The 24857-nt window shown below is 68.8% G+C and carries 31 protein-coding genes; 22 read left to right on the forward strand and 9 right to left on the reverse strand.

What is annotated here, in order from left to right:
* From VGE03_RS10990 to flhA, 3 genes are all read left to right on the forward strand, one after another.
* Positions 1–1043 (forward strand): sigma-54 dependent transcriptional regulator (locus VGE03_RS10990; RefSeq protein ID WP_331046514.1); only part of this gene is annotated, 1043 nt, incomplete at its 5' end.
* A gap of 123 nt (positions 1044–1166) precedes the next feature.
* Positions 1167–1982: a class A beta-lactamase gene (bla, locus tag VGE03_RS10995; RefSeq protein ID WP_331046515.1), complete on the forward strand. Its 816-nt coding sequence runs from the start codon at positions 1167–1169 to the stop codon at positions 1980–1982.
* A 10-nt stretch (positions 1983–1992) separates the two neighbouring features.
* Complete coding sequence (gene flhA, locus VGE03_RS11000; RefSeq protein ID WP_331046551.1) at positions 1993–4086, forward strand: flagellar biosynthesis protein FlhA; 2094 nt, start codon at positions 1993–1995, stop codon at positions 4084–4086.
* Here the strand turns inward: flhA and VGE03_RS11005 are convergent.
* On the reverse strand, positions 4083–4259 hold the full coding sequence (locus tag VGE03_RS11005; protein WP_331046516.1) for a hypothetical protein: 177 nt from the start codon (positions 4257–4259) through the stop codon (positions 4083–4085). The two genes, flhA and VGE03_RS11005, sit on opposite strands and share 4 nt — an antisense overlap.
* A gap of 77 nt (positions 4260–4336) precedes the next feature.
* The gene (locus tag VGE03_RS11010; RefSeq protein ID WP_331046517.1) at positions 4337–5044 is read right to left on the reverse strand and encodes a hypothetical protein; all 708 of its coding nucleotides are present in this window, start codon (positions 5042–5044) and stop codon (positions 4337–4339) included.
* A 119-nt stretch (positions 5045–5163) separates the two neighbouring features.
* Here VGE03_RS11010 and VGE03_RS11015 point away from each other — a divergent pair, with 119 nt between their 5' ends.
* From VGE03_RS11015 to VGE03_RS11035, 5 genes are all read left to right on the forward strand, one after another.
* Positions 5164–6684: a sensor histidine kinase gene (locus tag VGE03_RS11015; RefSeq protein ID WP_331046518.1), complete on the forward strand. Its 1521-nt coding sequence runs from the start codon at positions 5164–5166 to the stop codon at positions 6682–6684.
* Positions 6684–7109 (forward strand): response regulator, encoded by a 426-nt coding sequence (locus VGE03_RS11020; RefSeq protein WP_331046519.1) that lies wholly within the window; start codon positions 6684–6686, stop codon positions 7107–7109. Before VGE03_RS11015 ends, VGE03_RS11020 begins: the two co-directional genes overlap by 1 nt.
* A complete protein-coding gene (locus VGE03_RS11025; RefSeq protein WP_331046520.1) occupies positions 7106–8152 on the forward strand; it encodes a sensor histidine kinase in 1047 nt (348 codons plus the stop codon). Before VGE03_RS11020 ends, VGE03_RS11025 begins: the two co-directional genes overlap by 4 nt.
* Positions 8153–8605, forward strand: a complete 453-nt coding sequence (locus VGE03_RS11030; RefSeq protein ID WP_331046521.1) for an NUDIX domain-containing protein — start codon at positions 8153–8155, stop codon at positions 8603–8605.
* A gap of 85 nt (positions 8606–8690) precedes the next feature.
* On the forward strand, positions 8691–8876 hold the full coding sequence (locus VGE03_RS11035; RefSeq protein ID WP_331046522.1) for a CsbD family protein: 186 nt from the start codon (positions 8691–8693) through the stop codon (positions 8874–8876).
* Positions 8877–8946: 70 nt separating this feature from the next.
* On the opposite strand, the gene VGE03_RS11040 is transcribed toward VGE03_RS11035, so the two are convergent.
* From VGE03_RS11040 to VGE03_RS11050, 3 genes are all read right to left on the reverse strand, one after another.
* A complete protein-coding gene (locus VGE03_RS11040) occupies positions 8947–9450 on the reverse strand; it encodes a hypothetical protein (protein ID WP_331046523.1) in 504 nt (167 codons plus the stop codon).
* Positions 9451–9519: 69 nt separating this feature from the next.
* Complete coding sequence (locus VGE03_RS11045; RefSeq protein WP_331046524.1) at positions 9520–10029, reverse strand: hypothetical protein; 510 nt, start codon at positions 10027–10029, stop codon at positions 9520–9522.
* A gap of 36 nt (positions 10030–10065) precedes the next feature.
* Positions 10066–11256: a VWA domain-containing protein gene (locus VGE03_RS11050; RefSeq protein ID WP_331046525.1), complete on the reverse strand. Its 1191-nt coding sequence runs from the start codon at positions 11254–11256 to the stop codon at positions 10066–10068.
* Positions 11257–11317: 61 nt separating this feature from the next.
* Between VGE03_RS11050 and VGE03_RS11055 the strand changes: the two genes are divergently transcribed.
* On the forward strand, positions 11318–12487 hold the full coding sequence (locus tag VGE03_RS11055) for an aspartyl/asparaginyl beta-hydroxylase domain-containing protein (RefSeq protein ID WP_331046526.1): 1170 nt from the start codon (positions 11318–11320) through the stop codon (positions 12485–12487).
* Between the two features lie 4 nt (positions 12488–12491).
* On the opposite strand, the gene VGE03_RS11060 is transcribed toward VGE03_RS11055, so the two are convergent.
* The gene (locus tag VGE03_RS11060; protein ID WP_331046527.1) at positions 12492–13151 is read right to left on the reverse strand and encodes a hypothetical protein; all 660 of its coding nucleotides are present in this window, start codon (positions 13149–13151) and stop codon (positions 12492–12494) included.
* A 52-nt stretch (positions 13152–13203) separates the two neighbouring features.
* Positions 13204–13731 (reverse strand): GNAT family N-acetyltransferase, encoded by a 528-nt coding sequence (locus tag VGE03_RS11065; protein WP_331046528.1) that lies wholly within the window; start codon positions 13729–13731, stop codon positions 13204–13206.
* 63 nt (positions 13732–13794) lie between these two features.
* On the opposite strand from VGE03_RS11065, the gene VGE03_RS11070 reads away from it, so the two are divergent.
* From VGE03_RS11070 to VGE03_RS11130, 13 genes are all read left to right on the forward strand, one after another.
* Positions 13795–14712, forward strand: a complete 918-nt coding sequence (locus tag VGE03_RS11070; protein WP_331046529.1) for a histone deacetylase family protein — start codon at positions 13795–13797, stop codon at positions 14710–14712.
* A 60-nt stretch (positions 14713–14772) separates the two neighbouring features.
* Entirely contained in the window at positions 14773–15411 is a 639-nt protein-coding gene (locus VGE03_RS11075; protein WP_331046530.1) for a histidine phosphatase family protein, read from the forward strand.
* Between the two features lie 17 nt (positions 15412–15428).
* Positions 15429–16046 (forward strand): peptidylprolyl isomerase, encoded by a 618-nt coding sequence (locus VGE03_RS11080; RefSeq protein ID WP_331046531.1) that lies wholly within the window; start codon positions 15429–15431, stop codon positions 16044–16046.
* Positions 16047–16109: 63 nt separating this feature from the next.
* Positions 16110–16358 carry an exodeoxyribonuclease VII small subunit gene (locus VGE03_RS11085; protein ID WP_331046532.1) on the forward strand — a complete coding sequence of 83 codons (249 nt, stop codon included), beginning with the start codon at positions 16110–16112 and terminating at the stop codon, positions 16356–16358.
* Positions 16358–16708 carry a tRNA-binding protein gene (locus VGE03_RS11090; RefSeq protein ID WP_331046533.1) on the forward strand — a complete coding sequence of 117 codons (351 nt, stop codon included), beginning with the start codon at positions 16358–16360 and terminating at the stop codon, positions 16706–16708. The genes VGE03_RS11085 and VGE03_RS11090 overlap by 1 nt, the downstream gene beginning before the upstream one ends.
* Before the next feature lie 44 nt (positions 16709–16752).
* The gene (locus VGE03_RS11095; protein WP_331046552.1) at positions 16753–17622 is read left to right on the forward strand and encodes a farnesyl diphosphate synthase; all 870 of its coding nucleotides are present in this window, start codon (positions 16753–16755) and stop codon (positions 17620–17622) included.
* A 116-nt stretch (positions 17623–17738) separates the two neighbouring features.
* Positions 17739–19649: a 1-deoxy-D-xylulose-5-phosphate synthase gene (gene dxs, locus VGE03_RS11100; protein WP_331046534.1), complete on the forward strand. Its 1911-nt coding sequence runs from the start codon at positions 17739–17741 to the stop codon at positions 19647–19649.
* Between the two features lie 69 nt (positions 19650–19718).
* A complete protein-coding gene (locus VGE03_RS11105; protein WP_331046535.1) occupies positions 19719–20123 on the forward strand; it encodes a hypothetical protein in 405 nt (134 codons plus the stop codon).
* A 442-nt stretch (positions 20124–20565) separates the two neighbouring features.
* A complete protein-coding gene (locus VGE03_RS11110; protein WP_331046536.1) occupies positions 20566–20928 on the forward strand; it encodes an AtpZ/AtpI family protein in 363 nt (120 codons plus the stop codon).
* 4 nt (positions 20929–20932) lie between these two features.
* Positions 20933–21727 carry a F0F1 ATP synthase subunit A gene (locus VGE03_RS11115; protein WP_331046537.1) on the forward strand — a complete coding sequence of 265 codons (795 nt, stop codon included), beginning with the start codon at positions 20933–20935 and terminating at the stop codon, positions 21725–21727.
* A 54-nt stretch (positions 21728–21781) separates the two neighbouring features.
* On the forward strand, positions 21782–22009 hold the full coding sequence (locus tag VGE03_RS11120; RefSeq protein WP_331046538.1) for a F0F1 ATP synthase subunit C: 228 nt from the start codon (positions 21782–21784) through the stop codon (positions 22007–22009).
* A gap of 78 nt (positions 22010–22087) precedes the next feature.
* On the forward strand, positions 22088–22651 hold the full coding sequence (locus VGE03_RS11125; protein WP_331046539.1) for a hypothetical protein: 564 nt from the start codon (positions 22088–22090) through the stop codon (positions 22649–22651).
* Positions 22651–23166 carry a F0F1 ATP synthase subunit B gene (locus VGE03_RS11130; protein ID WP_331046540.1) on the forward strand — a complete coding sequence of 172 codons (516 nt, stop codon included), beginning with the start codon at positions 22651–22653 and terminating at the stop codon, positions 23164–23166. The genes VGE03_RS11125 and VGE03_RS11130 overlap by 1 nt, the downstream gene beginning before the upstream one ends.
* 165 nt (positions 23167–23331) lie before the next feature.
* On the opposite strand, the gene VGE03_RS11135 is transcribed toward VGE03_RS11130, so the two are convergent.
* Positions 23332–23796, reverse strand: a complete 465-nt coding sequence (locus tag VGE03_RS11135) for a DUF6789 family protein (protein ID WP_331046541.1) — start codon at positions 23794–23796, stop codon at positions 23332–23334.
* 129 nt (positions 23797–23925) lie between these two features.
* The gene (locus tag VGE03_RS11140) at positions 23926–24849 is read right to left on the reverse strand and encodes an SDR family oxidoreductase (RefSeq protein WP_331046542.1); all 924 of its coding nucleotides are present in this window, start codon (positions 24847–24849) and stop codon (positions 23926–23928) included.
* Positions 24850–24857 lie beyond the last annotated feature (8 nt).

Consider the following 24857-nt stretch of genomic DNA (forward strand, 5'->3'; position numbering starts at 1 on the left):
CGATGGTCACCTCCGACCCGTCGATGAAGACGGTGCTGGCGCTCGCCGACCAGGTGGCGCGTTCGGAAGCCTCGATCCTGATCACCGGCGAAAGCGGCGTCGGCAAGGAGGTGATGGCGCGTCACCTGCACCAGAACTCGCGCCGAGCCGACAAGCCCTTCATCAGCGTCAACTGCGCCGCCATCCCGGACAACCTGCTCGAGTCCGAGCTCTTCGGCCACGAGAAGGGCGCCTTCACCGGCGCCCTCGCCCGCCGCATCGGCAAGTTCGAGGAAGCCCACGGCGGCACCCTGCTGCTCGACGAAATCTCGGAGATGGATGTCCGGCTTCAGGCCAAGCTGCTGCGCGCCATCCAGGAGCGCGTCATCGACCGCGTCGGCGGCTCCAAGCCGGTCTCGGTCAACATCCGCATCATCGCCACCTCGAACCGCGACCTGGCCAAGTCGGTCGCCGAGGGCAGCTTCCGCGAAGACCTGCTGTACCGCCTGAACGTCGTGAACCTGCGCCTGCCCGCCCTGCGCGAGCGTCCGGGCGACATCGCCGTGCTGGCCGATCACTTCGTCAAGAAATACGCCGCCGCCAACGGCGTGCCGGTGCGCCCGATCTCGCTGGACGCCAAGCGCGCCCTGACCACGCACCGCTGGAACGGCAACGTCCGCGAGCTGGAAAACGCCATGCACCGCGCGGTGCTGCTGGCCGTCGGTCCCGAGATCGACGTCGAGGCCATCCGCCTGCCGGACGGCCAGCCGCTGACCGCCGGCGCAACCGGCGCCGCCCCGGCCTACGACGCCGGCCCGGCGAGCCGCGCGGCCCATGTCGCCGATGTGGTCACCCGCTCGCACGTCGGCCAGACCGTCGCGCAGATGGAGAAGACCCTGATCCTCGACACCCTGTCGCACTGCCTGGGCAACCGCACCCACGCAGCGAACATCCTGGGCATCTCGATCCGGACCCTGCGCAACAAGCTGAACGAATACGCCGACGAGGGCACGTCCATCCCGGCGCCCCAATCGGGCGTCGCCGCCGCCGGCTACGCGGCCTGATCCATGACGACGGGAACGGACCGCAGAAGCGTCCTGACCGGTCTCGGCGCACTGGGTGTGGCCGGATGCGGTCCCGCACCCTCGGGCCAGAGCCCCTCTGAACCCCCGGCAGACGCCCGACCCATGGCGATCTGGGAGCCGTCGCCGGTTCAGGCTCTGGATTTCAGCGAACTGGAAAGCCGCAACGGCGGCCGCCTCGGCTTGGCGGCGATGCGCGGGGGCGAACGTCCGCTCGTGTGGCGCGCGAGTGAGCGGTTCGTCTACTGCTCCACCTTCAAGATGTACCTCGCCGCCGCGACCCTGCTGCGCGTGCAGGCGGGGCAGGAGCGGCTGGACCGCGCCATCCCGATCACCCGCGCGGACATGATCAACCATGCGCCGACGACGGAGGCCGCCGTCGGATCGACCCTGACCGTCGAACAGCTGATGCAGGGCACGGTCGAACTCAGCGACAACCCGGCCGCCAACATCCTGATCCGCGAGATGGGCGGCCTGGACGCCCTGCGCGCCTTTTATCGCGGCATCGGCGACGACAGCACGCGTGTCGATCGCCTCGAGCCCGAGATGAACCGTCTCGACGGCGACAAGGACACCATCACCCCCTTGCAGTCGGTGGCCAACATCCGGCGCCTGCTGGTGAACGCCGACACCCCCCTGAGCCCGGCCTCGAAGGCCCTGCTGCTGGGCTGGATGACCGGGACCCCGACCGGCCAGGGTCGCATCAAGGCCGGCCTGCCCGCCGGCTGGACGGTCGCGCACAAGACCGGCACCGGCGGCTACGGCCCGACCAACGACATCGGCGTCCTGTATCCGCCCTCGGGCGATCCGGTGGTGATGGCCGTCTACTATCACGCCGACCGCGCCTCCTCTTCGGCGCAGAACGAAGCGGTCATCGCCGAGGCGACCCGCCTGGCCCTGAAGGCGCTCGGCCATGACTGACGCCCCGATCATGATGAAGGACGGTCTCGCCCGTCCGACCGCCGGCGACATGCGCGGCTGGCTGATGCGCGGCGAGGTGCTGATGGCGGTCGGCGTGATCGGCGTGATCATGCTGCTGATCCTGCCGGTGCCGAAATTCCTGCTGGACCTGCTGCTGGCGATCTCGCTGGTGTCGTCGGTGCTGATCCTGATGACGGCCGTGATGATGAAGCGGCCGCTGGACTTCGCCATCTTCCCGACGGTGCTGCTGGTCTCGACCCTGTTCCGTCTGGGCCTGAACCTGGCCTCGACCCGCCTGATCCTGACCCACGGCCAGGAGGGGCACAGCTCGGCCGGTCAGGTCATCGCCGCTTTCGGCGAACTGATGATGGGCGGCAACTTCATCATCGGGGTGATCATCTTCGCGATCATCCTGGTGGTGAACTTCGTCGTCATCACCAAGGGTTCGACCCGGATCGCCGAAGTGTCCGCCCGCTTCACCCTGGACTCCATGCCGGGCAAGCAGATGGCCATCGACGCCGACCTGTCGGCGGGGCTGATCACCGAGGACCAGGCCAAGCTGCGCCGCAAGGAGCTGGAGCAGGAATCGACCTTCTTCGGCGCCATGGACGGCGCCTCGAAATTCGTGCGCGGCGACGCCGTGGCGGGCCTGATCATCACCTTCATCAACGCCATCGGCGGCATCCTGATCGGCGTCATCTCGCACGGCATGCCGGTCGGCGACGCCGCCAACACCTATGTCCAGCTGACCATCGGCGACGGTCTGGTGACGCAGGTCCCGGCGATCATCATCTCGATCGCCGCCGGCTTCCTGGTGTCGAAGGCGGGCGTCGAGGGCACCGCCGACAAGGCCTTCGTCAGCCAGCTGGCCACCAACCCGGTGAGCCTGGGCGTGGTGTCGGGCGCGGCCGCCCTGATCGGCCTGATCCCCGGCATGCCGATCATCCCGTTCATGGCCCTGGCCGCCGGCTCGGGCTTCATGGCGTGGAAGCTGGGGCGTGAACGGCTCAAGCCACAGCCCACCGAGGCCGAACTGGCCCAGACCGCCAGCGGTCCCAAGGAGGACGTGGAAGAGCCCATCGGCACGGCCCTGACCATCGACGAGGTCAAGATCGAGCTGGGCTACTCCCTGCTGTCGCTGATCAACGATCTGGAGGGCCGTCGCCTGACCGATCAGGTCCGCGCCCTGCGTCGCTCGCTGGCGCAGGAGTACGGCTTCGTCATGCCGTCGGTGCGCATCCTCGACAACATGCGTCTGGGCACCCAGGGCTACGCCATCCGGATCAAGGAGATGGAGGCCGGGGCCGGCGAGGTCCGTCTGGGGTCGCTGATGGCGATGGACCCGGCCGGTCGTCAGGTCGACCTGCCCGGCGAACACACCCGCGAACCCGCGTTCGGCCTGCCCGCCACCTGGATCGACGAAAGCCTGCGCGAGGAAGCGACCTTCCGCGGCTACACCATCGTCGACCCGTCGACGGTGCTGACCACCCACCTGACCGAGATCCTCAAGGAGAACATGGCGGACCTGCTCTCCTACGCCGAGGTGCAGAAGCTGTTGAAGGAGCTGGGGACCGAAGAGAAGAAGCTGGTCGACGAGCTGATCCCCACGGTCGTGACCGTCACCACCCTGCAGCGGGTGCTGCAGTCCCTGTTGCGCGAGAAGGTCTCCATCCGCGATCTGGGCGCCATTCTGGAAGGTCTGGCCGAGGCCGCGCCGCACACCACCTCGGTCACCACCCTGGTCGAGCACGTCCGCGCCCGCCTGGCCCGGCAGCTGTGCTGGCAGCACAAGGGCGACGACGGCGCCCTGCCGATCGTCACCCTGTCGCCCGAGTGGGAACAGGCCTTCGCCGAAAGCCTGATCGGCCCCGGCGAGGACAAGCAACTGGCCATGGCGCCGTCGCGTCTGCAGGACTTCATCCGCGCCGTGCGCGACGTGTTCGAGCGCGCGGCGATGTCCGGCGAGACCGCCGTGCTGCTGACCGGTCCGCAGACGCGGCCCTACGTCCGTTCGATCATCGAACGCTTCCGCGGCCAGACGGTGGTGATGAGCCAGAACGAGGTGCACCCGAAGGCGCGCCTGCGGACAATCGGCTCGGTCTAGTCGTCTTCGAGGTCATCGATCTCGATCGGCCGTCGCCGGACCCGACGATTGAAGGCGGTCTTGGCGGCCTTGCGCTCACCCGGCCTGAAGCGCGTGACCTTGCGCCATCCGGTCAGGGCGTCGCCCTCCCTGCCGCCCGCGAGCGGAACCCCCAGCCTTTTCTCGTGCCCCATGGGCTGTCTCCTGCGATTGCAATAATCGCAGGCCGAAGCCGTGGGGTTGGCGGAGCGCTTGCATCGCGGGCGTGCCGTCAGTTCACCGTCGACCAGCCGCCCGCCGAGGCGTTGCGGGCCGCGTCGTTGACCGGGCGGGCGATCAGGCCCGACTGGGTGATCCAGACCTCGTAACGCGCGCCGTCCGCCATCGGCATGTAGGCGGCGCCGCCGTACAGGGTGTCCACGGCGTTCACGTACTTGCGGTACTTCCGCGCCGCGTCCCAGGTGCTGATCTTCCACGGCAAGCCGTTGGCGTTGTCCGGCGGGGTCAGCGGATGCACGCTGCGCTCGGCGTTGATCTCCTGCTGGATCGACTGGTAGCGGCCCGACAGGCGGTCCAGCCGGTACTGGGTGTTCAGCCCCAGCACATTGGCCCACGGCTTCCAGCGCAGGACCTGCGCCTCGATCCGCCATTCATCGCCGTGCAGCGGATACAGGTTGGTCGCCGCCGGCATGTTCTCGCCGTTGGCGGTCTGGATGACGGTCGCCTCGAAATACTGCGGACCGAGCTGGCGGGTCATGATCGTGGCCACCGGCCGCTCATAGGTCAGCCGGGAGTAGGTCTGGACGTCCAGCGCCAGCAGGGCTGCGATGACCGCGGCGGCGATGAAGCCGGCGCCGCCGACCCCGCCGATCAGTCCACCGAAGACCTTGCCCCGGAACAGGGCCCCCAGGCCCTTGAGCAGAAGAACCAGGCCGAGAAGGCCCACGACCGCCGGAACGATCCACCACCACCAAACCATTTGTGTCCCTTTCCCCCGATCAAGACCGGATAATCTTTACCGTAAATCCTGAGCCGCGCGAGGGTTTCTCCTCACACGCGACTGGACAGGGCAAAAGGGCGCGCTAATGCTCCCGCCTGATGAGTTTGGCGTGGCGCGACACCCTTCTGGCCCTGGGCCACTTCTTGCGGACGCCGACCCTCGGTCGTCGCGTCGCGGGCCTGCTGACTCTGGCCATCGTCCTGCTGCTGGCGAGCAACCTCGCGACCTTCGTGATGATCCAGCGGACGGCGCGGTTCAATCAGGAGGTGATCGACACCCAGCTCCTGCGCCGTCAGACCCGGACGGTCCTGATCCGTCTGGTCGATGCCGAGACGGGCCAGCGCGGTTATCTGCTGACCGGGAACGCCGACTATCTTCAGGTCCACGGCGACGCGGCGCGCGACATGCCGGAACTGCTGGACGAGTTGAGCACACGGGCCGAGGGTGACCCGGATATCCAGCCGCGGGTGGAACACCTGCGGGAGCTGGCCGAGGCCAAGCTCGCGGAGCTGGATCGCACGGTCGCCATGGCGCGCACCGGTCGACTGGGCCCGGCGCTCAGCGTCGTGCGCAGCAATGAGGGCAAGGCGGCGATGGACGCCTTCCGCGCCGAGGCGGCCAATATCGACGAGATCATGGAGACCCGACTGGAGTTCCGACGCCGCCAGTCGGAATGGGCCAGCGCCGTGACCGTGGCCGCCAACACCATCGGCGCCCTCCTGATCCTCGCCCTCGCCGGGGTGTCGGCCTGGCTGATTCGTCGCTACGTGATGGAAATCCAGGCGGCGCGGGATGCGGTGAGCCGAATGAACGCCAGTCTGGAGGGGCAGGTTCGCGAACGCACGGCCGACCTGACCCGCGCCAACGAGGAGATCCAGCGCTTCGCCTACATCGTCAGCCACGACCTTCGCGCGCCTCTGGTCAACGTCATGGGCTACACCTCCGAACTGGAGCAGGCGAACACCACGATCGAGAAGGCGCTGGTGGCGGCCGAGAGCAAGCGCAAGGTCGAGGCGGATGTGGTCACGGCCGTCCGCGAGGACATGCCCGAGGCCATCGGCTTCATCCGCGCCTCGACCGAGAAGATGGACCGGCTGATCAACGCCATCCTGAAACTGTCGCGCGAAGGCCGCCGGAGTCTGGTGCCCGAGCTGCTGGACATGTCGAAGATGGTCCAGGGGATCGCCGACAGCGTGAACCACCAGACGGCCGAGGCGGGCGCCGAGATCGTCGTCGAGCCCCTGCCGCGGCTGGAGAGCGACCGGCTGTCCATCGAACAGATCTTCGGCAACCTGATCGACAACGCGGTCAAGTATCTCGACCACGACCGTCCGGGACGGATCGTCGTGTCGGGGCATGACGACGGCGCCTGGGTGGTCTTCCGCGTCTCGGACAACGGACGGGGCATCACGGCCCGCGACCACGAACGTATTTTCGAGCTGTTCCGCCGGTCCGGTCGTCAGGACCGGAAGGGCGAAGGACTGGGCCTGGCCTTCGTCCGCAACAGCGTCCGCCGCCTGGGCGGAGACATCACCGTCGAGTCAGAGCTCGGAAAGGGCTCGACATTCGTCCTCAAATTCCCCACACGCCTCATCCTCTCGGAGGCCGGAGACTATTGATGAGCACGTCCGTCAAGATCGTGATGATCGAGGATGACCTCGGTCACGCCAAGCTGATCGAGAAAAACATCCGTCGCGCCAATATCGCGAACGATATCGCCCACTTCGCCGACGGCGGCAGCGCGCTGGACTATCTGTTCAGCCAGGAAGTGCGCGCCAACGGCCCGCTGCTGATCCTGCTGGACCTGAACCTGCCGGATATGTCGGGCACGGACATTCTCGACCGGGTGAAGGGCGACGAGCGCCTGCGCCGCGCCCCGGTCGTGGTCCTGACCACCACCGACGACAAGGTCGAGATCCAGCGCTGCTACGATCTGGGCTGCAACGTCTACATCACCAAGCCGGTCGATTACGAAAGCTTCGCCGGCGCAATCCGCCAGCTCGGACTGTTCCTGTCCGTCATGCAGGCGCCGGAGATCGAGTGAAAGCCGACGGCGAAGTCATCCGCCTGCTCTACATCGACGACGACCGCGGACTGTCGCGGCTGGTCGAGAAGGAGCTCGGGCGCCACGGCTACGCCGTTACCTGCTCCCCGGACGGGGACGCGGGGCTGGAGGTCCTTATCGGCCGTCCGGACGCGTTCGACGCCATCGCCCTGGACCATTACATGCCCGGCCGCGAGGGGCTGGACGTCCTGCCGGACATCGTCGCCCTGAACGACCCGCCGCCGGTGGTCTATGTCACCGGGGCGCAGGAGGGCCGGATCGCGGTCGCCGCCCTGCGCGCCGGCGCCGCCGACTACGTCATCAAGGACGTCTCGGAAGACTTCACCGCCCTGCTGCGCAACGCGATCGAGGACGCCATCCAGCGTCGTCGCCTTCAGCGTGAGCACGATGAGGCGCAGGAGCAGGTTCGTCTCGCCCGTGACCGCGCCGAGGCCATGCTGCGCGAGGTCAATCACCGCGTCGGCAACTCGCTGCAGCTGGTGTCCAGCTTCATGTCGCTGCAGATGCGGTATCTGTCCGACGACGGCGCCCGGGCGGCGCTGCGCGAGTCGCAGGCGCGGATCGAGGCGGTCGCCCATGTGCACCGCCGCCTATACACCTCGGGCGACATGTCGTCGGTCGAGATGGACGAGTACCTGCGCGGCCTGATCGACGAACTGTCCAAGTCGCTGGGCCCGGACGCTGCTTCGCCGTCCCTGACGCTGGAGGTCGAGCCGATCCGGGTCTCGACCGATCAGGCCGTCTCGCTGGGCGTCGTCGTGACCGAACTGGTCACCAATGCGGTCAAATACGCCTATGCGCCCGGTCAGGGCGGCGAGATCCGCGTCATCCTGCGCCGGGGCCCCGACGGTCGCGCCCTGCTGACCGTCGAGGACGACGGACCGGGCATGGGCGACGGCACGCCCAAGGGCACCGGTCTGGGCGGCAAGATCATCTCCGCCATGGCCTCCGGCCTGCGTTCGGCGATCGAGTTCGACCATGCGCACAAGGGCGTCCGCGCCCGACTGGCCTTCGATCTCTGAATGGCCGCCGCCCCGCAGTTCGGCGCGGCGCAGGCGGGGCTGGACTACACGCTCCGCCCGACCGCCTTCGGCCTCGTCTTCCATGACGGAAAGCTGGCCTGCGTCCGCGTCGATCGCGGCGAGGGCAGCTACTACGACCTGCCCGGCGGCGCCGTGGACGGCGACGAGACCGAGGAACAGGCGCTGGTCCGCGAATTCGTCGAGGAGACGGGCATGACGGTCCGCCCCTTCGCCCGCATCGCCGAGGCGTCGCAGTTCTTCCGCAAATCGACCGGCGAGCCGCTGAACAACACCGGCGGCTTCTGGATCGCCGAACAGGTGTCGCTGGATCCCTCGGCCAAGGTCGAGGCGGATCACCAGCTGGTCTGGCTGCATCCGCACACCGCCCTGAACGAGCTCCGCCACGACGCCCACGCCTGGGCGGTGGCCGCCTGGTTGCGGCGAAAGGGCTGAAACGGCGCGGGAACTCCCGCCCGGCCCCACGGTTGTCCCTGTCGAAGCGGCGCTCTTCCGGCGTCGTCAGAAAAGGGAGTCTCTCATGCCCGATCACGATCGCATCGAAGGCGCCGCCAAGAATATGGGCGGCAAGGCCAAGGAATTCGCCGGCAAGATCACCGGCGACGAGAAGCTGAAGGCTGAAGGCAAGGCCGATCAGGTCTCCGGCAAGATCCAGAACGCCGTCGGCGGCCTGAAGGACAGCCTGCGCGAAGACAAGCGCAACTGACCCCTGCGTCAGCCTTGAGAGACGCCGCGCTTCCCCTGGGAGCGCGGCGTTTCCATGTCCGGCGTCCGGATCAGGGCAGGGCCCGGCAGCGGGCGATCCAGCCGTCCTGGGTCTCGCCCGAGGCCGGACGATCACAGGGTTCGGGCGCGGGCGGCCGCAGATCGTCCATCAGGCGCTGATGGCTTTCCAGCGCGCGCTCGGCGTTGTCGCCGTCCCCGCAGACGCGGGTGACCGAGCCGCCGAAGCCGGTTTCCGACGCCTGCATGACCGTCCGGCAGGTCGGCGCCCGACGCACCGGAGGGTCTGCCGGGGCTGTCTCCATCCGCTCGGCCCGGGCCATCGCCAGCCGGTTACGGGCGGCGCGGCGGCAGGATTCCTCCGGCTCCGGACCGCACTGGTTCTGTTCCCACCAGGTCGGATCGGTGAAGGCGCGCGCCGGGATGCTGCGGGGATCAGTGGTGTCGACCGGCGCGGGCCGCCGCAACTCGTCCAGCGTCACTTCAAACGGAATGCGCGCCGGCGCGCCGGACGCGGCGGGGTCCTGCGTCAACAGGATCAACAGGGTCAGCAGCATGGGCGGGTCCTCCGCCCGCCAGACTGGTTTCACAGAACGGTGTTGTCGCCTTACGGCTTCTGACGGTCGTCAGTCGCGCCCGCCCAGCCGGAACTTCAGGCCGTCGTCGTTGTCCCGGCCGCCGCTCGCGGGACGGCACTGTTCCGTCCAGGCCACGCCGCCCTGTTGCCGGGCCTGCGGACGGGTCTCGCAGACCTGTTCCTGCATCGCCGTGGCCGGGCGGTCAGGACGCGACGGGGCCCCGCATTGCAGCGCGTAACGGTCTCCGGCGGCTTCCTGACGGCAGTTGTCGGCGGCGCCGGCCGGGCGGAGGGCCGCGGGCAGGGCGTCACCCAGATTGGCCGACAGGGCGAAGCGGACGCGGTTCTGGCAGCTTTCCATGCTCTCGGAGGCCGCCCGGATCAGCGGGCTGCATTCCGAGCGTTCGTAGCCGAAGGGATCCGTCCGGGCCCAGTCCGGGATGGGCGGGGCCGCCGCGGGCGCGACGACGGCGACGGGTTCGGCGGGGGTCGACCAGACCACCTGGCCGCCCGCGGCCTGTTGCAGGATCAGGGTGGAAAGCACGGCGGCGGTCAGCATGGGGGAACCTCCGGGAACTGTCCCGGCCAAGCTAACCTACTTGGCCAGCGCCCGCATGGCCTTTTCCAGCCCGTCCAGCGTCAGTGGATACATCCGCTCGTCGATGACCTCGCGGATCAGGCCGACCGAGGCGGAGTAGTTCCAGTACCGCTCCGGCGAGGGGTTCAGCCACGCCACCTTGTCCCACTGTTGCGTGGCTCGCTTCAGCCAGACGGCGCCCGCCTCCTCGTTCCAGTGCTCGACCGAGCCGCCGGGCATGGTGATCTCGTACGGGCTCATGGTCGCGTCGCCCACGAAGATGGCGCGCCAGTCGGCGGGGTATTTGTTCAGCACGTCCCAGGTGTCGATCTTCTCGGTGTGCCGACGCCGGTTGTCCTTCCACACGCCCTCATAGAGGCAGTTGTGGAAGTAGAAGAACTCCAGGTGCTTGAACTCGGTCTTCGCCGCCGAAAACAGCTCCTCGCACATCTTCACATGGGCATCCATCGAGCCGCCGATGTCGAGGAACAGCAGCACCTTGATCGTATTGCGCCGCTCGGGCCGCATGTGGATGTCCAGCCAGCCCTGACGCGCCGTGCCGTCGATGGTGGCGTCCATGTCGAGCTCGTCCGCCGCTCCCTGCCGGGCGAACCGGCGCAGGCGGCGCAGGGCCACCTTGATGTTGCGGGTGCCCAGCTCGACCTGGTCGTCCAGGTTCCTGTACTCGCGCTTCTCCCAGACCTTCACGGCGCGGCCCTGCCGCCCCGGTCCGCCGATGCGCACGCCCTCCGGATTGTAGCCGCCGTGGCCGAAGGGGCTGGTCCCGCCGGTCCCGACCCATTTGTTGCCGCCCTCGTGCCGGCCCTTCTGTTCTTCCAGACGCTCCTTCAGCGTCTCCATCAGCTTCTCGAACCCGCCCAAGGCCTCGATCTGGGCCTTCTCCTCCTCGGTGAGGAATTTCTCGTTCAGCAGCCGCAGCCAGTCTTCCGGCAGATCGGTGGTCAGGTCCTCGCCCGCACCGATCGTCTCGACCCCGGCGAACACCTTGCCGAAGACCTGGTCGAAGCGGTCGTAGTGCTTCTCGTCCTTGACCAGGACGGCGCGGGACAGGTGGTAGAAATCCTCGACCCGGCCCCCGGCCGCGCCGCCGACCACGCCCTTGTCCATGGCCTCCATCAGATGAAGCCATTCCTTCATCGAGACGGGCACTTTGGCGTTGCGCAGGGCGGTGAAGAAGGGCAGCAGCATTCGGGCACCCTAACAGGCCCCGGCGGCGGGCCCAATCACACATCGTCCTCAGGCGCAGCCCATGTCCGAGACCTTCCCCCCTGTTGCGGCTTCCTTCGACCCGGCGCCGGCGCGGGTGGCGTTCGACCGGGGGGATTGGACCGGCGTGCGGGGACTGGTCGAACCGGTGGCCGAGAGCGCGGACGCGGCCTCCCTCGCCCTGCTGGCCTGGGCCGTCCACCGCTCGGGCGACGCCGATGCGGCGGATCGTTTCAGCCTGCAGGCCCTCGCTCGCGACGGCGCCGACCTGCGGGCCCTTCTGGTGCGGGCCGACCTGCTGGCGGCGCGCGGCGCCCGGCGGGAAGCCAATCTGTACTACCGGGCGGTGGTCGGTCATGACTCGCCGCACCTGTCGCCCGATCTGGCCGAGGGCGTGGCCCGCGCCAAGGCGCTGCAGGCCCGGCTGGCCGCCGACATGGGCGATCATGTCCGCGCCGAGCTGGAGCAGGCCGGCTATGTCGAGGGCCGTTCCAGCGCCCGCTTCACCCACGCGCTCGACCTGATCACCGGCCGTCGCAAGGCGTATTTCCAGCAGCCGCAGGCCTTCTTCTTCCCGGAGCTGCCGCACATCCAGTTCTACCCGCGCGACATGTTCCCGTGGATGGACCGGGTCGAGGCCGCCACCGACGCGATGACGCGTGAGCTGGAGGCGGTGCTGGAAGGCGACGCCGGCTTCTCGCCCTATCTGCGCAGCCGCCCAAACCTGCAGACCCGGCAGGACTATCCGCTGGCCGACAGCATGGACTGGAGCACCTGCCATCTGTGGAAGGACGGGCAGGCGACACCGAACGCAGCCCTGTGTCCCGAGACGGTGGATGCGCTGTCGGACGCGCCCCTGTGCCGGATCGCCGCCCGCTCGCCGCAGGTCATGTTCTCGCAACTGAAGGCCGGGGCGCACATCCTGCCGCACACCGGTTTCGTGAACACCCGCCTGATCTGCCACGTGCCGCTGATCGTGCCCGAGGGCTGCAAATTCCGCGTCGGCAACGATGTCCGCTCGTGGGAGCGCGGCAAGGCCTGGGTCTTCGACGACACCATCGAGCATGAGGCCATCAACACCAGCGACCGCACCCGCGTGGTCCTGATCTTCGACATCTGGCGGCCGGAGCTGACCGATGAGGAGCGCGTCCTCGTGGCCGCCACGCTCGAGGCGCTGGACGCCTACGCCCCCGCCGTGACGACCTGGGAATAGGGGTCTATTCGCCCGAGAAGGGCGGCAGGACCTTCATCATCAGCATGGTGGTGAAGCCCAGGCCGGCCGAGGTGTTGATCGCCTCGGCCTGATCGATCGGGCCGGTTGCGCGCAGCTTGTAGGCCCACGGGCCCTGATGCTCGACGATGACCAGGGTGAACATGGTGCCGTGGTTGGTGTCGATCACCATGGCCGAGCCGATCGGGGTTACGGTGTCCGTGCTCGCCAGGATCAGGTCGCCCTCATACAGGCGGGCGCTGGGGAAGCGCTGTTTGACCGCCCGCACCGAGTAGGTCAGCGCCTCCTGTTCGGTGGGCATGGGATCGTAGCGGGTCGCATAGACGGTGGTCTCGGCCCCGGTCGGCTCATCCTTTGTGCTGCAGCTGACGTCATCGCCGCGCGGGCCGGGATAGATGCTGATCCGGTTGACCTCCGGCGCGTCGTTGAAGATGCAGATCAGCCCGCTGGCCTTGTGCCGGACCATCGGATGGGCGTTGCCGGTGATGTTGACGAACAGGTCGCCCGCCTGGGCCGTTGCGATGATCCGGTCCGCCTCGGCCCGCGCGGCCGCGACCTGTTCGGCGGTGGCCGGGGGCGCGGCGTCCTGCGCCGTCGCCATGGGAGCGAAGGCCAGCGCGGCGATGAAGGTCAGACGAGCCAGCATTGAATCCCCCCCTGGAACAGGAGGCGATCAAGCCATGCCGCAAGCGTCGCGTCTATCCGCGCCGCAGGATGAACTCGTCGTCCAGCCAGCGGCCGACGGGATACTGGTATTCGCCCGCCTTCTCGAAGCCGTAGGCGGCGTACAGCTTCTGGGCCTTCAGGTTGCCGCTCCAGACCCCGATCCACAGCGGGCCGTCGGTGTTGGCCTCCATCCACTCCAGCGACACGGCCAGAAGCCGGGTGCCGAGGCCCAGCCCCTGCGCGGCCTTCGACACATACAGCCGCCGCAGTTCGGCGTGGCTCGGCTTGCCGTCCGGGTGGGGCAGGGTGTTGGGGCCGGTGTTGGCGAAGGCCAGCAGGGCGCCGTCGCGCTCGGCGACCCACCAGGCGGCACCCGGCTCGGCCAGTTTCGCCCGGATGGTGTCGGCGTTGAAGCTGGCGTTCAGGAAGGCCGTCAGGTCGGCCTCGGGGTAGGGGATGCCGAACCCGGTCACGAAGGTGTCGATGAACGTCTCCCGACCGAGATCCGCCAGTTGTTGGGCGTCTTCGGTGCGGGCGGGGCGGATCACGGCGTCGGTCATGGCTCGCACCTAGAGCCTGCCGAAGGAGGCGACAAGCGTCCGGTCGCGTCCTAGTCTGGCGCCATGAGCGCCGTCCTCTTCACCCATCCCGACATGCTGGCCCATCAGCCGGGGCTGGGGCACCCGGAGAACCCGCAAAGACTGCAGGCGGTGCTGGACGCCCTGGCCGACGCCGGTCTGCGCGGCCATGAGCGCGCGGCGACCGAGGCCTCCGTCGCTGATCTGGAGCGTCTGCATCCGTCCGCCCATGTCGCCCGGCTGCTGGACGCCTCGCCGGCCGAGGGGCTGAGGCAGCTGGACGCCGACACGGTCCTTTCGCCGGGCAGCGTCCGGGCGGCGCGTCTCGCGACAGGAGCCGTGGTCGACGCCGTGCGCGCCGTCGCCCGCGGCGAGCTGACCCGCGCCTTCGCCGCCGTCCGCCCGCCCGGCCACCACGCCGAGCCGGACCGCGCGATGGGCTTCTGCCTGTTCTCCAGCGTCGCCGTCGCCGCCCGCGTGGCCCAGGCCGAGGGGATGGCCCGCGTCGCGGTGGTCGATTTCGACGTCCATCACGGCAACGGCACCCAAGCGGCCTTCGAGAACGACGACAGCCTGTTCCTGGCCTCGATCCACCAGATGCCGCTCTATCCCGGCACGGGGGCGGCGTCCGAGACGGGCGTGGGCAATGTCGTCAACGCGCCGGTCCCGCCCCATGCGACGCGCGAGGGCTGGCGAGCGACCTTCTCGGGCCTGATGCCGGCGCTGGAGCGGTTCCGGCCCGAACTGATTCTCATCTCGTCGGGGTTCGACGCGCACCGCCGCGATCCGCTGGCCCACCAGAGCCTTGAGGCCGAGGATTTCGCCTGGGCCACCCGCGCTGTCATCGAAGTCGCAAGATCGTGCTGTAGCGGGAAGGTTGTCTCATCGCTCGAGGGCGGTTACGACCTAGAAGGGCTGGGCCGTTCGGCGGTCGCCCATGTACAGGCCTTGGGGGAGGAATAAGGACGGTTCGCCAACGGCTTACGTCCGCAGATCATGCCCCTCGCCGCGAGAGACTCATCCTTGGTTGATACCCCCGCGCCCGCACCGACCGAGCCCGCACCGATCCGTGCGGCCCTGGTCGCGGTGCGCCCCGGCGCAATCACCCTGGCCCGCCACGGCGAGCCGGCCCTGTCGCGCAAATGCATGCTCACCTCGGACCAGTACCGGGAGTGGTGGGCGAAGTACGAGGTCGGCGGCCTGCGCGCCGGCCAGACCCCGCCGCCCGAGCTTCTGGCCACGGCCGAGGGCGCGGGCGCCATCTACGCCTCGACCCGCCCCCGCGCGCAGGAGACCGCCGCCGCGGCCGCCGCGGGCAAGGAAATCCTGACCGACGCCCTGTTCATCGAGGCGCCCCTGCCGCCGCCGCACTTCCCGGCGTGGTTCAAGCTGCCGCCGAAATACTGGGGCGGCGTCGCCCGCTTCTGGTGGCACGCCTTCAACCACCACGAAGGGCAGGAGACCCGTCGCGAGGCCGAGGCCCGCGCCGAACAGGCCGCCCAGGTGCTGATCGATCGCGCCTCCTCCGGTCAGGACGTGCTGGTGCTGGCCCACGGCTACTTCAATCACATGGTCGGCAAGCGCCTGAAGGCCGCCGGCTGGAAGCTCGTCCACAATCAGGGCTTCCGGTACTGGTCCCAGCGCCGGTACGAGAAGCGCTGACGTCCAAGGAGGCGCGCATGTTCCGCCGTTCCCTGCTGTCCGGCCTGATCGGCCTGTCCCTGGCCTTCGGCGCCCTGCCGGCCTTCGCCCAGGACCCCGCCGTCGCCCCGGTGCGCATCGCCCTGGAGACGGGGCTGGGGCGGATCGTGATCGAGACCGATCCGCGCGCGCCGATCACCTCGACCAACTTCGTCCGCTACGCCGAGGAGCGCCGCTTCGACGATTCGGCCTTCTATCGCAGCCTGACCGTCGCGCCGGGCCACGGTCTGGTGCAGGGCGGCACCGGCGGCCTGCCCAACCGCACGCGTCCGCCCATCGCCCATGAGCCGACCAGCCTGACCGGCCTGACCCACACCACCGGCGCGGTCTCCATGGCCGCCGGCGGACCGGGGCAGGCGACCGGCGACTTCTTCATCATCATCGGCGACCTGACCTCGCTGGACGCGGGCAAGACCTCGCCCGAGGACCAAGGCTTCGCCGTCTTCGGCCGGGTGGTCGAGGGCATGGACGTCGTGCACGCGATTCTCGATGCGCCCCGCTCGCCGACCGAGGGCGAGCCCGGCATGGTCGGGCAGATGCTGGCCCCGCGCGTGCCCATCGTCTCGGCCCGCCGCGTCGAAACGCCGGCGCCCTGAAACCCGGGATAAGCACGTTGCGTGCTTGAGGCGACGGGTTCGCCCCTCTAGGGTCGCGCTCAAATGACCGACGCCGCCCCCATTTCCGCCGACCTCAGCTTCGAGGACGCCCTCCAGCGTCTGGAACAGATCGTCCAGAAGCTCGAGTCCGGGCAGGCTCCGCTCGAGGAATCGATCGCCCTGTACGAGGAGGGCGCGCGCCTGAAGGCTCATTGCGAGGCCCGGCTGAAGGCGGCCCAGCTGCGCGTCGAGAAGATCGTCGTCGGTCCCGACGGCCAGCCCCGCGGCGCCGAGCCCGCGTCGTTCGACTGATGTCCGCCGCCGCCGAAACCATCGGCTTCGACGACTTCATGAAGGTCGATATCCGGGTCGGTCAGGTCCTGAAGGCCGAGCCGTTCCCCGAAGCGCGCAAGCCCGCCTACAAGCTGATCATCGACTTCGGCCCGGAGATCGGCGTGAAGAAGTCCTCGGCCCAGATCACCGTCCACTACACGCTCGAGCAGCTGGAAGGCCGCAAGGTCGCCGCCGTCGTCAACTTCCCGCCGCGCCAGATCGGCCCGGTCATGTCCGAGGTCCTGACCCTGGGCTTCCCCGATGAGAACGGCGCCGTCGTGCTGGTCGGGGTCGACCGCGAGGTTCCGGTGGGCGGGAGGCTGTTTTGAGCCACCAGAAACCGCACGCCGCCAACTCGCCCGAGCAGGGCGTCATCGACCGGGTCGCCGAGATCGCCGATCTGGTCACCGTCGCCCTCGATGAACTTCTGCCCCGCGCCGAGGGCCCGGAATCCCGGCTGACCGAAGCCATGCGCTATGCGGCGCTGGGGCCGGGCAAGCGGCTGCGGCCCTTCTTCGCCCTCGAGGCCGCGACCCTGTTCGACATCGAGGAACGGCCCGTCCTGCGCGCCGCCTGCGCCCTGGAGTGCGTCCACGCCTACAGCCTGGTCCACGACGACCTGCCGGCCATGGACAATGACGACATGCGTCGCGGCCGCCCCACGGTGCACATCGCCTATGATGAGGCCACCGCCATCCTCGCGGGCGACGCCCTGCAGACCGCAGCCTTCGACATCATCCTGCACGAGGACACCCACGACGATCCCGCCGTCCGCTGCGAGCTGGCGGCGCGGCTGTCGATGGCGTCGGGCGCGCGCGGCATGGCCGGCGGCCAGATGATCGACCTGCTGGGCGTCCGCGACGACCTCGGCGGCGTGGCCCGCATGCAGCGGCTCAAGACCGGCGCCCTGTTCACCTTCGCCTTCGAGATCCCGCTGATCATCGCCGGCGCCCGCGAGGTCCACCGTCAGGCCCTGACCAGCTTCGCCCACGACATCGGCCTGGCCTACCAGATCGTCGACGACCTGCTCGACGCCGAGGGCGACGAGGACATCCTCGGCAAGGCGGCGGGCAAGGACGCCGCCCAGGGCAAGACCAATTTCGTCACCCTGCTGGGCGTCGATCAGGCGCGGCACAGGGTCGCGCACCTCGCCGACCAGGCCCGCGCCCATCTGGACGTCTTCGGCCCTGACGCGGATATCCTCAAGGCCAGCGTGGACTTTGTGCTTCAGCGCCGGTCCTGATAGGGCTGCTTCCCTGCACCGGTCCTGCACCGATTTTTCAGACCGCTTCGATCCGACAGGCAGCGAAACAGGCTAAAGCGTGTTGGAAGACTGAAGGTTTAGGTTTCTCTCCCGAAATGCCCGACACCCCCCTTCTCGATCAGGTGAAGTTCCCCGCCGACACGCGGGACTTCGACATTCCACAGCTGAAGCAGCTGGCGGATGAGGTCCGGGCCGAGACCATCGACGCGGTTTCCACCACGGGCGGCCACCTCGGCGCCGGCCTGGGCGTGGTCGAGCTGACCGTCGCCCTGCACCACGTCTTCGAGACGCCGAAGGACATCCTGATCTGGGACGTCGGTCACCAGTGCTATCCGCACAAGATCCTGACCGGCCGTCGCGACCGCATCCGCACCCTGCGTCAGGGCGGCGGCCTGTCCGGCTTCACCAAGCGCTCGGAAAGCGAATACGACCCCTTCGGCGCGGCCCACGCCTCGACCTCGATCAGCGCCGCGCTCGGCTTCGCCGCCGCCCGCGACCAGAAGGGTGAAAGCAACCGCGTGGTCGCCGTCATCGGCGACGGCTCCATCTCGGCGGGCATGGCCTATGAGGCCATGAACAACGCCGCCGAGGCCACCAACGGCCAGCTGATGGTGATCCTGAACGACAACGATATGTCGATCGCCCCGCCGGTCGGTGGGATGAGCGCCTATCTGGCCCGTCAGGTCTCGGGCGGCGCCTATCGTCAGGTCCGCAACATCGGCAAGAAGTTCGTCGAGCACATGCCGCGTCCGTTCAAGGAAGCGGCCCGCAAGGCGGAAGAGTACGCCCGCGGCATGGTCGTCGGCGGCACCTTCTTCGAGGAGCTGGGCTTCTACTACGTCGGTCCGATCGACGGGCACGACATGGACAACCTGGTCCCCATCCTGAAGAACGCGGCGGCCATCACCGACCGCCCGGTGCTGGTCCACGTCGTGACGCAAAAGGGCAAGGGCTACGCCCCGGCCGAGAGCAGCGCCGACAAGCTGCACGCCGTGGTCAAGTTCGACGTCGTCTCGGGCAAGCAGTCCAAGCCGGTGTCCAACGCGCCCAGCTACACCAAGGTCTTCGGGACCGAGCTGATCAAGCGGGCCGAGCGCGATCCCACCGTGGTCGCTATCACCGCCGCCATGCCCTCGGGCACCGGTCTGGACCTGTTCGGCGCCGCCTTCCCGAACCGCACCTATGACGTCGGCATCGCCGAACAGCACGCCGTCACCTTCGCCGCCGGTCTCGCCGCCGACGGGATGAAGCCGGTCTGCGCCATCTATTCGACCTTTCTCCAGCGCGGCTACGATCAGGTCGTCCACGACGTGGCGATCCAGTCCCTGCCGGTCCGCTTCGCCATGGACCGCGCCGGTCTGGTCGGCGCCGACGGCTCGACCCATGCCGGTTCCTTCGACATCGGCTTCATGGGCGCCCTGCCGGGCATGGTCCTGATGGCCGCCTCGGATGAGGCCGAGCTGGCCGCCATGATCGCCACCAGCCTCGAGATCGATGACCGCCCCTCGGCCTTCCGCTATCCGCGCGGCGACGGCGTCGGCGTCGAGATTCCGGAGCTGGCCGCGCCGCTGCAGATCGGCAAGGGCCGCGTCGTCCGCGAGGGCACGACCGTCGCCTTGCTGTCGCTGGGCACCCGCCTGCAGGAAACCCTGAAGGCGGCGGAATTGCTGGCCGCGCGCGGGGTCTCGGCCACCGTCGCCGACGCCCGCTTCGCCAAGCCGCTGGACGAGGAGCTGATCCTGCGTCTGGCCCGCGAGCACGAGTGCCTGATCACCATCGAGGAAGGCGCCATGGGCGGCTTCGGCGGCTTCGTGCTGCAGATGCTGGCGGAAAAGGGCGCGCTCGACGCGGGCCTCAAGATCCGCACCCTGCACCTGCCCGACGTCTTCCAGGACCAGGACAAGCCCGAGCTGCAGTACGCCCAGGCCGGCCTGAACGCCGAACAGATCGCCGCATCGGCGCTGCAGGCCCTGGGCGTGGAGGCCTCGCGCGCCGTTCGCGCCTGACCGTCGCCGCAACCGACCGCCGGGCCGACCGTTCCGGATCACGCGGGTGGGTGGTTCGGAGTCCGGTTGATGAAGTTCATTGTTCCCGCCCTCGTCGTCGCCCTCATCGGCGGCCCCGCCGTCGCGCAGGAGGCCCCGCCGGCTGACGCCGGTCAGGCAGCGCCCGAGACCCTGCAGATTTTCCGCACCGGCGACGCGGCCCTGGGCTGCCGGCAGATCTCGGATGAGGCCGCGGCGCTCAGCCAGCAGATGGGCGGTTCTCAGGGCGGCGGCGTATTCGATTCCGTCGTCGGGGTTGGGCGCGCCGGCGCCGCCATGCTGATCCCGGGCGCGGGTCTGGCGCTCGCGGGCGCCGACGCCCTGACCCGGCCGGAACGGGAACGCGCCGAAGCCCGCGCCCGCGCCGTCGAGCAACGCTGGTACTACCTCAACGGCCTCTACACCGGGCTGCGCTGCGGCCAGCAACCGGGCTGAGCGGGGAGGGCGCCACTCACCTCTCCATTCGCCTCAAGCGAAAGGAGAGGACAGGTCGGCGCGTCAGCGTCGATCAGGTGAGGGCGGCTCCGTCGGGGCCGGAGAGGTCTCGAACGCCGGTGTCGGCGGGCCGCCTGCAAACGCTTGCGCCGCCCCCTCCTGATCGGCGAAGGCGCCGATCTGTCCTCCCCATCGCCTTGAAGGGGCGATGGGGAGGTGAGTCCCACACCCTGCCCGACTGTCTCACTTCCCCGAATCCCGCCGTTCCGCAGCGACCGTTCGCCACGCCTGCTCTGCGGAGAAACAAACGTGCATATTTTCAACGATCTAAAGCAATCTCACGCCGCCTTGACCTGCGGGGGTCCCGCCTATAGGTTCCGCGCCGAATTCAGACCCCCTCCGGCGTCCGCCCACAGGCGGATCAAGGAGCGCTGAGGCCACCATGTCCCTGCCACCGGAATCGCGCGAAGAGGCGATCGCTCGTCTCACGAAGAGCGCATCCAGTCTGGAGGAACGGACCGCTCCCCCCACCTCCTCGGAGATGGCGGGGATGGCGGTGGCCAACCAGGCCTGGAAGGTGGTCGCCGACCTGCTCGGCGGCGTCTTCGTGGGTCTGGCGCTGGGTTTTGGCGTGGACTGGCTGTTCGCGACCAAGCCCTGGGGTGTCATCGGCGGGGTCCTTCTGGGCTTCGCCTTGTCGATTTACATGGCGCGTCGTACGGCCGACAGGCTGATGGCGCAGGCGAAGGCGGACGGCGTGGAGCCCAAATCCATTCCGTTCGACGATGAGGACGAGGAGCGATAGGCCCGTGGCCGATCCGATCGAACAGTTCGAGATTCACGCCCTTCCGGGTCTGGACTTCGGTGAAGTGACCCTGCCCGTCGTCGGTACGGTGCATCTGGCCGTGACCAACTCGCACGTCGCCATGACCATCGCCTTCCTGCTGGTGGTCGGCTTCCTGGCCCTGGTCACCTCGAACGCCAAGATCGTTCCGGGTCGCCTGCAGAGCGCCGGCGAGCAGCTGTTCGGCATGATCGACGGGGTCACCGACTCGATCATCGGCCATGAAGGCCGCAAGTATTTCCCGTTCGTCTTCACCCTGTTCACCCTGATCCTGGGCATGAACCTGCTGGGGATGTTCCTGACCTTCACCGCCACCTCGCAGCTGGCCGTGACCCTCACCTTCGCCGTCCTGACCATCGGCCTGGTGCTGGTCGTCGGCTTCGCCAAGCACGGCCTCGGCTTCTTCAGCCTGTTCTGGCCGTCGGCCGCGCCGCTGGTGCTGCGCCCGGTCGTGGGCGCCATCGAGTTCCTGTCCTTCCTGCTGCGTCCGGTGACCCTGGCCCTTCGTCTGTTCGGCAACATGCTGGGCGGCCACGTGGCCCTGAAGATCTTCGCCGGCTTCGTCGTCGCCCTGGGCGCCGGCGCCTTCGTGGGCGAGGGCATGGGCCTGTGGGGCCTGCCGGTCGCCGCCCTGTCGATGACCATGGTGGTCGCCCTGACCGCCCTCGAGTTCCTCGTGGCCTTCCTGCAGGCCTTCGTGTTCGCCGTTCTGGCCAGCATCTATCTCAACGATGTGGTCAACCTGGGCCATGGCCACTAAGGCTCTGGACCAGTCCTAAACCTCAACCCTGACTTCAAACTAAGGATACTCACCATGGAAGCTGAAGCCGCCAAGTACATCGGCGCCGGCCTGGCCACCCTCGGCATGATCGGTTCGGCCATCGGCGTGGGCAACATCTTCGCCAACTTCCTGAACGGCGCCCTGCGCAACCCGTCGGCTGCCGGTTCGCAAGTCGGCAACCTGTTCGTCGGCGCCGCCCTGGCTGAAGCCCTGGGCATCCTGGCCTTCGTTCTGGGCATCCTGATCCTGAACGCCGCCTAAGACCCGCGTACCCGACGGCGGCGTCCTCCTGACCGGAGGGCGCCGCTGTTCTGCTAATTTCCCCGTAGAACGGACGTCATGGCCGCTCCCGATCACATCGACCCGCACACCGACGCTCACGCGACGACCGAGGCTCCGGCCCACGGCGCCGAAGGCGGCGGCCTGCCGCAGTTCGAAACCCAGCACTGGTTCGGGCAGATCGCCTACCTGCTGGTCCTGTTCGTCGTCCTGTACCTGCTGATCAGCAAGGTCTTCGCCCCGCGCATCCGCCGCGTGATGGACGAGCGGGCTGAAACCATTTCCGGCGCCGTCGCGACCGCCCGTCAGGTGCAGATCGAGGCCGCCGAACAGGCCGAGGCCGCCAAGGCCGACGTCGCCCGGGCCCGCGCTGACTCGCGCGCCACCGCCCAGGCCGCCGCGACCCGCATCGCCGAGGAAGCCGCCGCCCGCAAGGCGACCGAGGAGGCCGCCGTGGCCGCCCGTATCGCCGAAGCCGAGGCCGCCATCGCCAAGACCCGCGACGCCGCCATGCAGAACGTCGGCGCGATCGCCAATGACACCGCTTCGGCCATCGTCGAGCGTCTGACCGGCAAGGCCCCCACGGCCGCTGAAGTCGCCGCCGCCGTCAAGGGAGCCGCCTGATGCCCCACTTCCTCGACCCGCACATGTACAGCTTCGGCAATCCGGAGCTCTGGGTCGCCTTCGGCCTGATCATCTTCTTCGGCATCCTGGTCTGGGCCGGCGTGCCCAAGCTGGTCGCCGGGGCGCTGGACGCCAAGGCCGCCAAGATCCAGGCGGAACTGGACGAGGCCGCCCGCCTGCGCGCCGAAGCCGAGGCCCTGCTGGCCCAGATTCGCGCCGAGAAGGCCGAGGCTGAAGCCCAGGCCGCCGCCATGCTGAAGGCCGCCGAGGACGACGCCCGTCGTCTGGAAGCCGAAGCCAAGGTCAAGCTGGAAGAGGCCATGGTGCGCCGTCAGGCCCTTGCCGAGCGCCGCATCGAGCAGGCTGAAGCCCAGGCGACCGCCGAGGTGAAGGCCGCCGCGACCGATCTGGCCGCCAAGGCCGCAGAGCAGATCCTGACCGCCCGCGTGGCCGGCCAGAAGACCGATCCGCTGCTGGACGCCGCCATCGCCCAACTGGGCTCGCGGCTGAACTGAAGCTGTCAGGCGGTATCGCTCGGAACGCGGTTCCTCGCTACTTGAGCGCATAGCCTGCGCGAAGCGCCAGGCCGCGTCGGGTCGAGAAGGCGGAGCCTTCTGACCGCGGACAACAAGAGAGACTGATCAAAAAGCCCGCCGGTGCGAACCGGCGGGCTTTTCTGATCAATGCGCCGGAGCGGCGTTGACCGGGGGATGCAGCTTCTCGCGCCGCACCAGGCGGCCGTAGACGTTGCCGAGCACGATCCCGAAGATCGCATGGCTGGCGATCATCCAGGCGAGCGTGCCGAAGCCCGCGCGCATGAAGAACATGCCGACGTTCATCAGCGGGGCCAGGAACAGCCCCATCAGGATGAAGGCGCCCACGGCGAACAGGATGCCCTTGGACTCCGGCGTATCCGTCGGCAGTCGGGGGCAGAGGATGGCGAACAGCGGCCCGAGGACCAGCGTGCCGACCGCGATATGGGCGACCCAGCCGACGGCCGGGGTGTCAGGCATCTTGAGCATGACGGACAGCAACTGCGGGAAACTGACCGCCCAGTGGCCGACCGCCATGTTCACGGCCTCGAGGATCGAGACCGCCACAGTGGCCGCAAAACCCGCGACCAGACCCTTTTGTACGCGTGACATCATGACCAGCAGCGCCTCCCAACGCCTGTTTTCGGTTCTGATAACGCGACGTGAAGCATACGCCTCCTGTGGAGACCGTCGTTCACTTTGACGTGCTTCGCAGGTGCGGCGCCCTGTTCGCGGGAGCGATCAGCCGAAGGCGACGCCCGTCAGCCGCTCGGACGCCGTCCAGAGCCGGGCCGCGACGTCGGCGTCGAGCGCCTGCGGACGCACCTGCGCCGGTCCGGGCGGGCCCTTCAGGTCCTGCCAGCCCTGCGGGCCGTAGTAGCCGCCGGGCGTGACGTCGGGGAGGGTGGCGGCCATGAGGGTCGGCAGGGCGCCGTCCGCGGGGGAGTGGCCGAACAGGCGCTCGAACACGCTGATGACGCCGCGATACAGGGCGCCCGCGCCCTGTCCCGGCCCGTTGACGATCAGGTCGGTGTGCGCATAGCCGGGGTGGGCCGCGACGCTGGTCAGGCCCCAGCCGTTCGCATCGCTGCGCCGCTGCAGCTCGATGGCGAATATCAGCATGGCCAGCTTGGACTGCTGGTAGACGGGCCAGGCGCGGTAGCCCTGCTGATGGTTCAGGTCCTCCAGCCGGATCCGCCCGGCCTTGTGGGCGATGCTGGCCAGTTGAACCACCCGGGCCTGCGCCGGGGTCAGCAGGGGCAGCAGCCGGGCCGTCAGGGCGAAGTGGGACAGGTAGTTGGTGCCGAACTGCATCTCGTGCCCGTCGGGCGTGGTCTGGCGCTTCGCCAGCGCCATGACGCCGGCGTTGTTGATCAGGATGTCGATGGGACGGCCCTCGGCCAGCATCCGGTCGGCGAAGGCGGCGACGTCCGACAGGCGGGCCAGGTCGACCTGTTCAAACCGGAGCCGGGCGTCGGGGAAGGCGCTGCGGATGGCGGACAGGGCCGTGGCGCCCTTGGCGGGGTTGCGCCCCACCAGCACCACCTCGGCGCCCTTCCCGGCCAGTGCGAGAGCCGTTTCCAGCCCCAGCCCGCCGGTCGCGCCGGTCACGACCGCCAGCTTGCCGGTCTGGTCGGGAATATCGTTTGTGGTCCAGTTCGCCATCGGGGTTA

It is taken from the genome of Brevundimonas sp., assembly GCF_036400995.1.
Lineage (GTDB): Bacteria > Pseudomonadota > Alphaproteobacteria > Caulobacterales > Caulobacteraceae > Brevundimonas.